We start from the raw sequence: 12,663 nt of genomic DNA on the forward strand, positions 1-12,663 counted from the left end.
CGGGCTTCTCTCGTTTGCCTGCCATCGTCGTAGTCCTCCGTGATACGGGATAAACTATCCCAAGGGGTGGACCACTTCAGTGGGGCAAGACCACGGACAGGCACGGCCGCCGGGCACGCGGGAGCAGCGAAAGTGCCCGTGGCCGGCACCTTTGGCGCGGAGGCAGCGCCGAGATCAGCCGGACCCGGATCGGCGCCTGGCAAGCAGACGGGCGCCGGCGGCCCGCAATGTTGCCCTGCGGACTGCCAAGCCGGGCTCTGCACCTGCGAGATCCGGGTCTCCATGGGCGGGCGCGGAAACTGCCATGACAGGTCCGGGGCCGAGACATTCTCCAAGACCGTCGGGGCGGAGCCGATCCGGACGGCGCCACGGCAGGCACGCGGCCGAGCGGAAAGCGCCATCGCCAAATGCATCGGCCGTTTCCGCAGCCCCGCCGGACGGCAGCCGCCGCTCGGCGACCTGACCCCGCCGCCTCCGGCCGGAATTCCCGGGACGCCAGCGGAAAGCCATCCGACAATCAAGGGAAAAGTCCAGCAGCTGCTGACCGGCTGGTCGAAGGGGCAGGTGTCGCGCGCTTCCCCGCCGTCCTTGCAGCTCTTCGCGATGGCGGTGGCCATCCTGGCCGCCGTTCCGCAAATCGCCCTCTGGCACACGGACATGCTCTGCGGCCGTTGGGAGGACGGCCAACCCCATAGGCAACAGAATTTCATCGGCCTGTGCAGGTTCGAGGGACCCGGCCGAGTCGTCGCTCCGAGGCACGCGGCGGACAACCAGCCCTCGGGAAGGACGCGCTTCCGCGGCTTGTCTCTGCCATCCGCAACTGGCCAACCTCCTGCCTTTGGACGGCCTTTTCAGGGGGGCTGCACCGGTCGGCTCTTGCAAGCTTCACGACCAGAGGGGACGCGTTCTTCAGCAGCAAGGCTGAGCTCGGCACGCGCATGCTCCGCAAATCGTGCGCGCCAGGCTCAAGAAGCCGGAGTCAGGCAGCCCGAAGGTTGTCGAAGCTGAATTCCTCGCGGATATTGTCGTTCTGCGTCTTGAACAGCGCTTCGAGCCACTTGGTCCGTTCGCCCGTGCGGCCGTGATCGGGCAGGCCGGTCGTGGCATAGGCCAGCTTGAACATGTCGCGGATCTTTCCGCGCGGCACGCCGCTCGCTATGGCTTGCGCGATGTCCTCGCAATCGGAGACCCTGAGCGACGGATTCGCGCTGGCCCGCTCAATTTCCCATCTCATGGGGAAGCTGCCGATAAGCCCTTCGAGCGTGGCCCGGATCTGCCGGTGATGCGCGATGGCAAGCGGCCTGTCCGTTGTTCTCTGCCAGGCCTTCAGCCAGCCGAGCGGGGTGATCTGGCTGCGCCGCGCAACCGCGAATTCCTCGAAGCTCTGCCCGTCATAGGCCTGTCCTGTTTCCAGCCAGCCATCGAAATTCTGCTTCATGAACTGCGAGTAGTCGCCGTAGATGAACTCGGAGAAGGGCCGGAGGAAGATGACGACCTTCAGTGCCGCATTCGCCGCGGCGCAGGCCTCCGGCAGATGCGCCATCCGCGGCCCCATGGAGATCAGGTCCTCGTGCGACAGGATCACGGTATGGGCGTTGCCGAACATCCGGTCCATCGCCTCGGGCGACATGCCGAGGACCCGCAGCCCGTTGCCCGGATGGCGCGTGTCTGGGTCGGGATAGACGATGCCCTCGGCACAGAGTGCGGCGCGGTTGGCGATCATCACCCGCTGGAGATAGGTAGAGCCGCATTTCGGCGAACCGACATGGAGGATGAGCTGCCGCGTCATGCCACGCGCCTCGTGCCGGAGCCCGCTGCCGGATCGCGCAGCAATGCCGCCGTCACGTCGTCGAGGCTTTCACCGAGCGGCGACAGGTCGATGGCGCGCATGGCCGACGGCACGGGGGTTCCGGCGTCGTCCCAGGCTGCCGCGAGGGCGCGGGCGATCGCGGCGGGTTCGGGATCCGCCGAACGAATTAGAGGCGTCAGGCGCGACAGGTCCTTGGGGCCGAAGCTGTTGGTCACGACCCGAACCCCGGCGGCCGCCATTTCCAGGGGCAGGTGGCTGGGATGCGGCGAATGCATCAGCGCCAGTCCCAGGTCGACCGTCGTCAGGAAGGCGGGATACTCGTCCATCGGCAGCTTGCCCAGGCTCTGCAGGACCAGGCCGCCGGGCAGGAGGATCGGCTCATGCGCCAGCCCGACGGAGACGATCTCCGCTTCGTCCGGGGTCAGCCCTTCCGCGGCTGCGAATTCCGCCAGCGCCTCGATGCAGACGGGGAACATGTTGCGCGGAACTTCGGGTCGGCCATAGACTGCGATCCGGCGCTTGCGGCGTCCGTCCAGCCGGTCCAGCGCGGCATAGCGGCCGATGTCGATCGACGGCCGGAAGGCAAGATGCGGCCCGCCGCCGAAATCGTGGCCCTGTCCGGCGAAATAGTCGCGCAGCAGCGTGGTGTTGAAGATCGGGATGCAGGGCATGGCGTAGGTCTCGGTGGCCGCCGCGAAATCGGTGCCCCAGGCGTAGAAATTCGGTTCGTAATCCTGGATCAGGTAGTGGAACTTGTCCGTCTGCATGCCGGGCTGTGCCAGCAGGCGCCGCGCGACATGGGCGGTCCACCAGGCGGTCGCGACGATCATCTCGCGCGGGGAAAAGGCGATCTCCCCGGAGGTCACGCCGCAGACGGTCTCGATCCGCCGCAGCGTGGCATCGCGCAGTCCCGGAGCGATGCGTTCGCCGATGAAGGCGCGGCTGGCATGCGGGCTCAGCATCGGCAGATCGGTGGCGAGGAACCGGACGCGGCAGCCGCGTTCCGCCAAGCCGATCCCGAGCTGGAGCGCGGTGGCCACCCCGGCGAAGATCTCGGTCGGGTTGAGCGTCGGGAGCAGGACCGTGCAGCCGGGGGCGGCAGACGGGACGACCTTCGCGGTCCAGCGCTGCGACTTGCGCTGGTCGACATAGGCCTGCCAGGCCCTCCCGCCCGAGCCGCCGCCCTGGGGGCGCAGCAGTGCGCCGTTGCGCGGCGCCGCGCCGGGGGCCATGCTGTAGCCGAGATCGTCGAATTCCTTCAGGCGGTTGCTGAGGTCCAAGCGGAGCATGCGGCGCAGCGCCCAGACCATCCGCCCGGTCTTGACGATGCCCTGGCTGAGCGCGTGATCGGCCAGTTCCCCGTAGCCGCGCATGGCGAAGCCCGCCGCATCGCCGAAGAAGGCGAAGCCGGGTCCGAAATGGCGCAGATAGGGGCGCAGGACCTGCATCCTGCGGCGGTCGAAGGCTCCGGGTTCGGTGATCGCGATCTGGTCGGCCCGCAGCACCAGCGACTTCGCAAGGTAGCAGGACAGCGAGAAGCTGGCGAAACGGTGCCGCAGCCAGGCGCGCCCGAGGAACCGCTGGCGCGACCGGCCGTCCGTGCAGCCCACCGCATTTCCGCCATGCTGGCGGTAGTCCACGGTCGCCTCGCGCAGGCAGCGGACCGGACCCTTGGCGGCGGCGACGAGGGCAAGCCAGAGATCGTGGTAGTAGAACACGCCGGCCTGCTGCGGAAAGGGCAGGGCATGCGCGGCCACGTCGCTGGTGAAGACGGCGGTCATGCCGGTTACGGAATTGCGGTAGAGCAGCCGCCTCAGGCCGGTGGCGGGCGCGCGCTTCTCTCGCGCGAAGAGCGAGGGCGCGATGAGCGCGCCGCTGTCGTCGACCAGGCGCGCGTCGGTATGGACCAGCTGGCAGCCCGGCGTTGCGCAGAGCGCCGCGACCGAGCGCGCCAGCTTGTCGGCATCCCACACGTCGTCCTGGTCGCAGAGCGCGAAGAAATCGCCCTTGCCGGCAGTGCGCAGCGCTTCGGACAGGCCGAATTCGAAGGCGGCGACGGCATTGAGCTTCTTCGGCGGCAGGTGCAGCTCGGCCTCCAGCCCGGCCTCCCGGGCCGCCCGCCGCACAATCGCTCCGGAGGCAAGGTCGGCGATGACCGCATGCAGGCGCAGCGCGACCCCGGTCTGGGCGGCGAGGGAGGCCAGCTGTTCCTCCAGGTGGCGCGGCTGGGGGTCGTACACGGCCATGACGACCTGCACGGCAGGCAGGCGCGCCGTCATGCAGCACCCCCGATGGCCGCGCGCGCGGCAATGGCAATGGCTGCGGCAGCAGCGGGGCGGCGGTGGACTGGCTGCACTTCTATACCCTTCCGGTTCCTGGTTCTGGCACGGGCCGCACGAACGTCGGCAGGCCGATGAAAAATGGAAAAGGCTTAATTTTCCCTTAGATATCTGCCGCTACTGCAGATTCATGAGCAAACCGCCCGATTCCGCGCCGCCGCTGCCCGCCATGTTCGGCGCCCGGCTGCGCCCCCCTGCCGACGCCACCATCGCGGTCGTGCTGGTCAACTACAATTCCGGGCCGCAGCTGGCCCGGGCCCTGGCCTCCCTTGCCGAGCAGAGCCGCGCGCCGGACGAGATCGTGGTGGTGGACAACGGATCCACCGACGGGTCGCTGGGGCTGGTCGACTGGGGGCAGCATCCCGCGCTCCGGCTGCTCTGCCTGCGCGAGAACCGCGGCTTCGCGGCGGCGACCAATGCCGCGGTGCGGGCGGCCCGCTCGCAGTGGCTGGCAATGCTGAACTGCGATGCGATGGCGGCGCCCGACTGGCTTGAGGCGCTGGTGCAGGCGGCCGGGCGCCACCCCGGCTGCGCGGTCTTCGCTTCGGCGCAGGCCTCGATGGACCGGCCCTCGGTGCTCGACGGTGCAGGCGACGTCTATTCGGTGACCGGGCTCGCCTGGCGCGGCAGCTACGGCCGCCCGCTGGCCAGCATGCCGGGGGAGGGGCGCTGCTTCGGTGCCTGCGCGGCGGGGGCCTTCGTCTCGCGCCACCTGTTCCTGGAACTGGGCGGCTTCGAGGAGAGCTTCTTCTGCTATCTCGAGGACGTGGATTTCGCCTACCGGGCGCGGCTGGCCGGGCATGACTGCGTCTTCGTTCCCTCGGCGCGCATCCTGCACCGAAGCGGCGGCTGTTCGGGCGCAAAGAGCGACTGGACCCTGCGGATCAGCAGCCGCAACCGGCTGCGGCTCTACCTGCGCAACACGCCGCTGCTGCTGCTGCTGGCGACCTGGCCGTTCTTCCTGCTGGGGGTCTGGCTGTCGCTGGCGCAGGCGATGCGGCACCGCCGGGGCCGCGCCGTGCTTGGCGGGCTGGCCGACGGCCTGCGGCAGCTGCCGGCGACGCTGGACCAGCGCAGGAGCCTCGCGCCGCCGCTGCTGCCGCCGCCGGACGTCTGCGCTCTGCTCAGCTGGAACCCACTTGCCGTCATCGGCCGCCGCCACGGCGTGCGCCGCCTGCCCGTGCCGGTGCCGGTCCCGGCGGAAACCGGCCTCCCGCCGCCGCTTCCGGCGGGGTGAGACGAAAATGTCGCGCGGGGGGCGTCGCAAAACCGTCACGCTGAGGCTACATTAGGGCGCGAAACCGGCAAGCGACTATCGGGAGAAGACTCATGCGCATTGCAGTTCTGGGCGGAGACGGGTTTGTCGGGTGGCCGACGGTGCTGCATCTCTCCGAAGCGGGCCATGACGTCCACATCATCGACAACCTGTCGCGCCGCTGGATCGACACCGAGCTGGGGGTGCAGTCGCTGACGCCGATGGACAGCGTGCAGGAACGCTGCCGCATCTGGCACGAGGTGACCGGGCGGCGCATCCGCTTCCACCTGATCGACGTCGCCAAGGATTACGAGATCTTCAAGGCCTGGCTGACCGAACACAAGCCGGAGGCGATCATCCATTTCGCCGAGCAGCGCGCCGCGCCCTATTCGATGAAGACCGACCGCCACAAGGTCTACACCGTCAACAACAACGTAAACGCGACGCATAACGTGCTGGCGGCGATGGTGGAAACCGGGGTCGATGCGCATCTGGTGCATCTCGGCACCATGGGCGTCTACGGCTATTCGACGATCGGTGCCGCGATTCCCGAGGGCTACCTGCCGGTCGACATCGCCAAGCTCGACGGCGAGAAGGTGGAGCAGGAGATCCTGTATCCCACGCGCCCGGGCTCGGTCTATCACATGACCAAGTCGCTCGATCAGATCCTGTTCCAGTTCTACGCTCAGAATGATGGGCTGCGGATCACCGACCTGCACCAGGGTATCGTCTGGGGCACCCATACCGACCAGACGCGGCGCCATGCGCAGCTGATCAACCGCTTCGACTATGACGGAGATTACGGCACGGTGCTGAACCGCTTCCTGATCCAGGCAGCGATCGGCTATCCGCTGACCGTGCACGGCACCGGCGGCCAGACCCGCGCCTTCATCCATGTACAGGATTCGGTGCGCTGCATCGAGCTGGCTCTGGGCGACGCGCCGAAATCGGGCGACCGCGTGAAGATTTTCAACCAGATGACCGAGACCCACCGGGTCCGCGACCTGGCCGAGATGATCGCCAAGATGACCGGCGCCAAGGTGGCCTACCTGCCGAACCCGCGCAAGGAAGCCGCCGAGAACGACCTGATCGTGAGGAACGACCAGTTCCTGGAGCTCGGGCTCAACCCGACCACCCTGGCCGAAGGCCTGCTGGAGGAGGTCGTCGACGTCGCGAAGAAATTCGCGCACCGCGTCGACCGCTCGCGCGTTCCGGCGGTGTCGGGCTGGACCAAGGATCTCGGGGCGCGGGTCGAGCGCGATCCCGAGGGCAAGGCGCTGCGCGAGGTGAGCTGAGTGTCGGGCCTGCTGGCAGGCACGCCCCCGCTTTCCGAACATGCCTATGTGACCCTTGTGACCAATGCCGATTACGCCCGCGGGGCGGCGGCGCTGGTCCGGTCGCTGCGGCTGACCGGCACGCAGGCGGATTGCGTCGTGCTCTTTACCGGCGGCGTCGCCGATGCCGATCTGGCGGAGCTGCGCGCGCTCGGCGCACGGCTGGTGCGCACGGACCTGCTGGACACCTCGGAGGCGTTCAACGCCGCCCATGCGCGCAAGGCGCTGCATGGCGCGGCGCCCTTCACCAAGGGAGGGAAGCCGTCCTTCCACACGCCGCTCGACAATTTCGCCAAGCTGCGGCTGTGGCAGCTGACGGAATACGATTCGGTGGTCTTCATCGATGCCGACGCGATCGCCGTGCAGAATTGCGACAAGCTGTTTGGCTATCCGGAATTCTGTGCTGCGCCGAATGTCTATGAAAGCCTCGCGGATTTCGGCCGGATGAACAGCGGCGTCTTCACCGCCCGGCCCTCGGAGGCGACCTTCGAGGAGATGATGGAGGCGCTCGACTCGCCGGGCGCCTTCTGGCGGCGCACCGACCAGACCTTCCTGCAGAGCTTCTTCCCGGACTGGCACGGGCTGCCGGTCTACTTCAACATGCTGCAATACGTCTGGTTCGCGATGCCCGAGCTCTGGGACTGGAGCCAGATCCGCATCCTGCATTTCCAGTACGAGAAGCCCTGGCAGGAGCCGCATCCGAAAGCGGCCGAGCTTTCGCCGCTGATCGGTCTCTGGCAGCGGATTGCCGCCGGAGGCGGCATGCCGCCGCTGGCCGATCTGCCCCGGCCATGACCGTCTGGGCCGTCACCGGCGGCACCGGCCTGGTGGGCCGGTTCATCGTCGAGGACCTGCTGGCAGCGGGAGAGGAGGTCGTGGTCCTGAGCCGGACCCGGCTGCCCGATCCGCCCTTTTCCCGGCCGGTCGAGGTCCGGCCAGTTGTGCTCGACCGGGCGGCGGAGGCGGATGTCACCGGGGTGGACCGGCTGGTCCATTGCGCTTTCGACCATGTTGCGGGCCGCTACCGGGGCGGTGAGGGTGCCGATCCGGACGGGTTCCGGCGGCGCAATGTCGGCGGCTCTCTGGCGCTGTTCGAAGCGGCCCGCGCTGCGGGTGCGGCGGCGGCTGTCTTCCTGTCCTCGCGCGCCGTCTACGGCGGCTACCCGCCCGGCACGCTGCTGGCCGAAGACATGGCGCCGCGGCCCGACACGCTCTATGGCGAGGCCAAGCTGGCGGTGGAGGAGGGGCTGGCTGCGCTCGCCGGGCCCGGTTTCGCCGCGGCATCGATCCGGGCCACTGGCGTCTTCGGGGCCGGGCCGGGGCAGAAATGGCAGGCGCTGCTGGCTGATCACCTGGCCCGGCGGCCGGTGGCGCCGCGGGTGGCGACCGAGCTGCACGGCGCCGACCTGGCGGCGGCGGTGCGGCTGGTTGCGGGACGCACGGGCGTCTGGAACGCCTCGGATCTGGTGCTCGACCGGCGCGACCTGCTGGCGGAGGCGAATGCCGTGCTCGGCCGCGACCTGCCGCTGCCGGAGCGGGCGGATTCAGTCCAGGTCTCGGCGATGGATTGCACCCGGCTCAGGGCGCTCGGCTGGCAGCCGCGCGGCGGCGACCGGCTGCGGCGCGACCTGCCGGAGATGCTGGCGGCGCTCTGATCGGGTCACAATTGCCGGCAATCGGGCGGCGCGGCTTGACGCCGGGATGGCAAAGTTCTTTATCGCAGCATCCCTGGCCGCCGGATTCCCTTATGGACGACACCGTGATCACAGCGCCTGCCACGACCGGATTGCCCGTGACTGCACGGCGCGGCGGCTCTGCCGTGCTGCCCGGTCCTGCCGGCTGGGCGGATCCGGAGCGGCCGCGGCTGGTGCTGGTCGATCCCGCGACAGAGGCGCCGCGGGCGCTCCTGCCGCTGTCGCGCGGGGCCGAGGTGGCCGAGGCCGTTGCCCGGGCGCGCCGCGCGGTTGGCACCGGCGACCGGCTGGCGATCCTGGAGCGGCTGATCGGCGAGATCGAGGCCCGGCGCGAGGACATGGCCCAGGCGATTTCGCAGGACATGGGCTCGCCCATCGATTTCGCGCGGAGCAAGCAGGTGGAGGCCGCCTGCGACCACCTGCGCGCCACGCTGAACGCCGCCCGGACCATGGAGACGGTCAGCGAGATCGCCCCGGGGGGGCACGAGGTCGCTTACGAGCCTGCCGGGGTGGCCGCGCTGGTCACGCCCTGGAACTGGCCGCTGAACCAGGTGGCGCTGAAAGTCGGGGGCGCGCTGGCGGCGGGCTGCTCGATGATCCTGAAACCTTCGGAGCTGTCGACCGGCGCCGCGCTGATCTTCGCCGAATGCATGCAGGCCGCAGGCGCGCCCGAGGGGCTGTTCACAGTGCTCGCGGGCGACGGCGAGACGGGGCGGCTGCTGGCATCGCATCCCGATATCGGCATTGCCAGCTTCACCGGCTCGACCTCCGTCGGGCGCCAGATCGCGGCGGCGGCCGGGGCGAACCTGGTGCCGGTGCTGCTGGAACTCGGCGGCAAGTCGGCGAACCTGCTGTTTTCCGATTGCGACCTGGCCGTGGCGGTCAAGCAGGGCGTCGCTCATTGCTTCCGCAATTCGGGGCAGTCCTGCAACGCCGCTTCGCGGATGCTGGTGGCGCGCGAGGTCTATGGCGAGGCGGTCGCGCTGGCTGCTGCCGAGGCGGCGGAGTGGCGCATGGGCGCGCCGGCGGCGGCGGGCGGCCATCTCGGGCCGCTGGTGTCGCAGGCGCAGCACGATCGCGTGCAGACCCATATCGAAGCGGCGCTGGAAGACGGCGCGCGGCTGGTTGCCGGCGGTCCGGGCCGGGCGGAGGGATTCGCGCGCGGCTGGTATCCGCGCCCGACTGTCTTTGCCGACGTGACGCCGGAGATGCGGCTGTTCCGCGAGGAAGTCTTCGGCCCGGTGCTGTCGATCACGCCCTTCGACAGCGAAGAAGAGGCGGTCCGGCTGGCCAACGAGGGCGATTACGGGCTTGCAGGCTATGTCCAGACCGCCGATCCTGCGCGGCAGCGCCGCGTGGCCGCCGGCCTCAAGGTCGGGATGGTCCAGATCAACGGCCGAAGCCGGGCCGAGGGCGCGCCTTTCGGCGGCGTGCGCCAGTCGGGCCATGGCCGCGAAGCCGGCATCTGGGGCATCCGCGCCTTCCAGACGGTCAAGTCGGTGAGCGGCCTCGACCCGCTCTGAACGGGGCGATCACGAAAAAGAGAACGACCTTCCAGCAGCTGGAGCCCGGAATTGGCACGGGAACGGCTTGGCTTGCGGTGCTATGTATGGCGCCGCCGGTCGCCCCGGTGCTGCAAGGAGTTGTCCCATGTCGCTGCACGATCCCGTCAGTTTCCGTCTTGCCGGCCTCAATTGCGGGGCCTGCGTCGGCCGTGCCGAGAAGGCGCTGGCCGCGGTGCCCGGCGTCGAAGCGGTCCAGGTCAACCTGGCCACGCACACCGCCCAGGTGAAGGGCGGCACGGTCGCGGACTGGACGAAGGCGCTGTCGGAGGCGGGCTATCCGGCCGAGACATCGCGCGTCGTGCTGGATGTCGATGAAATGCATTGCGGCATGTGCGCGGCCAAGGTCACGCGGGCGCTGGAAAAGGTGCCGGGCGTGGTGGCGGCCTCGGTCAACCTGGCGGGGGGGCGCGCGGTGGTCGAGCTGCTCGACGGCGCGGCCGAGGTGCAGACCCTTGCCGCGGCTGCAAGCGGCGCGGGCTTCCCGGCGCGCCCCGCCAGCTTCGATGCGCCCGCGCCGAAGCAGGACAGCGAGGCGGCCGAACTGCGGCGCGACCTGGCCGTCGCGGCGGCGCTGACCCTGCCGGTCTTCCTGCTGGCGATGGGCGGGCACATGGTTCCGGCAGTCCACCGCTGGATCGGCGCCACGATCGGCACCACTGCCAGCTGGGCCATCCAGTTCGTGCTGACGACCGCGGTGCTGATCGGGCCGGGCCGGCGCTTCCACAGCCGGGGCTGGCCGGGCCTCCTGAAGGGCGCGCCCGACATGAACGCGCTGGTCGCGCTGGGGACCACCGCAGCCTGGGCCTATTCGACGGTTGCGCTGCTGCTGCCGGGGCTGCTGCCCGAGGGATCGCGCGAGGTCTATTTCGAGGCGGCGGCGGTGATCGTCACGCTGATCCTGCTGGGCCGCTGGCTGGAGGCGCGGGCCAAGGGCCGCACCGGCGCGGCGATCGCCCGCCTGACCGAACTGCGCCCGGACACGGCGACGCGCATCCGGCCGGACGGCAGCGAGGACGAGCTGCCGCTGGTGCAGATCGTCACCGGCGACCTGCTGCGGGTGCGCCCGGGCGCGCGGCTGCCGGTCGATGGCGAGGTTGCCGAAGGCGGCGGGCATGTCGACGAATCCATGCTGACCGGCGAGCCGCTGCCTGTGGAGAAGGGGCCCGGATCGAAGGTCACCGGAGGCACCGTGAACGGCACCGGCACGCTGGTGGTCCGCGCCACCGCGGTGGGCGCCGACACGGTGCTGAGCCGGATCATCGGCATGGTCGAGGAGGCGCAGGGCGCGCGGCTGCCGATCCAGGCGCTGGTCAACCGGGTGACGCTGTGGTTCGTGCCGGCGATCCTCGGCATCGCGGTGCTGACGGTTGCGGGCTGGCTGCTCTTCGGGCCGGAGCCGCGGCTGAGCCACGCGCTGGTCGCTGGGGTCGCTGTGCTGATCGTCGCCTGTCCCTGCGCGATGGGGCTGGCGACGCCGGTCTCGATCATGGTGGGCACCGGCCGCGCGGCCGAGCTGGGCGTGCTGTTCCGGCGCGGCGATGCGCTGCAATCTCTGGCGGGCGCCGACATCGTCGCCTTCGACAAGACCGGCACGCTGACCGAGGGCAAGCCCGAGCTGGTCTCGGTGGCCTGCGCCGAGGGCTGGAGCCGGGAGACGCTGCTGCCCATTGTGGCTGCAGCGGAGCAGGGATCGGAGCATCCGGTGGCGGCAGCGGTGCGGCGCGCGGCGGATGGCCCGCTGCCCGTGGCTGCGGATTTCGCCGCGGTGCCGGGGCAGGGGGTGCGCGCCGCGGTCGACGGCCGCGCCGTGCTGGCCGGGAACCGGGCGCTGCTGGCGGGACTCGACCTGGGCGCCTTGTCCGGGGCGGTGTCCGAAGCGGAAGCTGCCGGGCAGACCGTGCTGCTGGTCGCGGTCGACGGCGTCGCGGCGGGCGTGCTGGCGGTGGCGGACCGGCTGAAGCCCGACACGAAGGCCGCGCTGGAGCGGCTGCGCCGCGACGGGGTGCGGCTGGCCATGGTGACCGGCGACAGCCGCGCTGCGGCGGCGGCCGTCGCGTCGGAGCTGGGGATTTCCGAAGTCCATGCCGAGGTTCAGCCCGGGGCCAAGCGCGAGGTGCTGGAGGCGCTGAAGCGCCAGGGCCGCACCGCCTTCGTCGGCGACGGGATCAACGATGCGCCGGCATTGGCGGCGGCGGATATCGGCGTCGCGCTGGGAACCGGCACGGATGTCGCGGTCGAAAGCGCCGATGTCGTGCTGATGTCCGGCAGCCTGACCGGCGTGCCCGCGGCGTTCGAGGTCAGCCGCGCGACCCTGCGCAACATCCGCCAGAACCTCGCCTGGGCCTTCGGATACAACGTGGCGCTGATCCCGGTGGCGGCGGGGCTGCTCTATCCGGTGAACGGCACGCTGCTGTCGCCGATGCTGGCGGCGGGAGCGATGGCACTGTCCTCGGTCTTCGTGCTGTCGAACGCGCTGCGTCTGCGCCGCGCGGCGGGCAAGTGAGCGAAGGCCCGACCCGGCTGCCCTTCGGGGAAGAGTCCCGGCCGCAGCCGGATCGGGCCCGCGCGCCTGCCCCGGCATGGCGCGCCGGGGGCGAGCGGGTCGCAGGCGGGGGTGCTTGACGGCGGCGGGCAGGCGCGCGAGCCTGCGGCCGAGCCGGAGGAGT

General features: G+C 70.2%; 8 protein-coding genes. 6 read left to right on the forward strand and 2 right to left on the reverse strand.

What is annotated here, in order from left to right; genetic code table 11:
- Positions 1 to 979: 979 nt before the first annotated feature.
- Positions 980 to 1,789 carry a hypothetical protein gene (locus tag HCC78_RS20180; RefSeq protein ID WP_172330601.1) on the reverse strand — a complete coding sequence of 270 codons (810 nt, stop codon included), beginning with the start codon at positions 1,787 to 1,789 and terminating at the stop codon, positions 980 to 982.
- Positions 1,786 to 4,089, reverse strand: coding sequence for a glycosyl transferase family 1 (locus HCC78_RS20185; protein ID WP_172330602.1), 2,304 nt, complete (start codon positions 4,087 to 4,089; stop codon positions 1,786 to 1,788). The genes HCC78_RS20180 and HCC78_RS20185 overlap by 4 nt, the downstream gene beginning before the upstream one ends.
- 190 nt (positions 4,090 to 4,279) lie before the next feature.
- Here HCC78_RS20185 and HCC78_RS20190 point away from each other — a divergent pair, with 190 nt between their 5' ends.
- From HCC78_RS20190 to HCC78_RS20215, 6 genes are all read left to right on the forward strand, one after another.
- Positions 4,280 to 5,386 (forward strand): glycosyltransferase family 2 protein, encoded by a 1,107-nt coding sequence (locus HCC78_RS20190; protein ID WP_172330603.1) that lies wholly within the window; start codon positions 4,280 to 4,282, stop codon positions 5,384 to 5,386.
- Between the two features lie 92 nt (positions 5,387 to 5,478).
- Entirely contained in the window at positions 5,479 to 6,699 is a 1,221-nt protein-coding gene (locus HCC78_RS20195) for an NAD-dependent epimerase/dehydratase family protein (RefSeq protein ID WP_172330604.1), read from the forward strand.
- Positions 6,700 to 7,533, forward strand: a complete 834-nt coding sequence (locus tag HCC78_RS20200; RefSeq protein ID WP_371743870.1) for a glycosyltransferase — start codon at positions 6,700 to 6,702, stop codon at positions 7,531 to 7,533. It abuts the gene before it with no gap.
- Entirely contained in the window at positions 7,530 to 8,393 is an 864-nt protein-coding gene (locus HCC78_RS20205; RefSeq protein WP_172330605.1) for an NAD(P)-dependent oxidoreductase, read from the forward strand. Before HCC78_RS20200 ends, HCC78_RS20205 begins: the two co-directional genes overlap by 4 nt.
- A 137-nt stretch (positions 8,394 to 8,530) precedes the next feature.
- A complete protein-coding gene (locus HCC78_RS20210; protein WP_371743871.1) occupies positions 8,531 to 9,955 on the forward strand; it encodes an aldehyde dehydrogenase family protein in 1,425 nt (474 codons plus the stop codon).
- Positions 9,956 to 10,082: 127 nt separating this feature from the next.
- Positions 10,083 to 12,500, forward strand: coding sequence for a heavy metal translocating P-type ATPase (locus HCC78_RS20215; RefSeq protein WP_172330607.1), 2,418 nt, complete (start codon positions 10,083 to 10,085; stop codon positions 12,498 to 12,500).
- Positions 12,501 to 12,663 lie beyond the last annotated feature (163 nt).

Origin of the sequence: Mangrovicoccus sp. HB161399, assembly GCF_013184745.1 — a bacterium.
In the GTDB taxonomy this organism is placed as follows: Bacteria; Pseudomonadota; Alphaproteobacteria; order Rhodobacterales; family Rhodobacteraceae; genus Mangrovicoccus.

Coding starts and splice junctions, on each gene's coding strand:
- HCC78_RS20180 (WP_172330601.1), bottom strand. CDS start 1,789: ATGACGCGGCAGCTCATCCTCCATGTCGGTTCGCCGAAATGCGGCTCT.
- HCC78_RS20185 (WP_172330602.1), bottom strand. CDS start 4,089: ATGACGGCGCGCCTGCCTGCCGTGCAGGTCGTCATGGCCGTGTACGAC.
- HCC78_RS20190 (WP_172330603.1), top strand. CDS start 4,280: ATGAGCAAACCGCCCGATTCCGCGCCGCCGCTGCCCGCCATGTTCGGC.
- HCC78_RS20195 (WP_172330604.1), top strand. CDS start 5,479: ATGCGCATTGCAGTTCTGGGCGGAGACGGGTTTGTCGGGTGGCCGACG.
- HCC78_RS20205 (WP_172330605.1), top strand. CDS start 7,530: ATGACCGTCTGGGCCGTCACCGGCGGCACCGGCCTGGTGGGCCGGTTC.
- HCC78_RS20215 (WP_172330607.1), top strand. CDS start 10,083: ATGTCGCTGCACGATCCCGTCAGTTTCCGTCTTGCCGGCCTCAATTGC.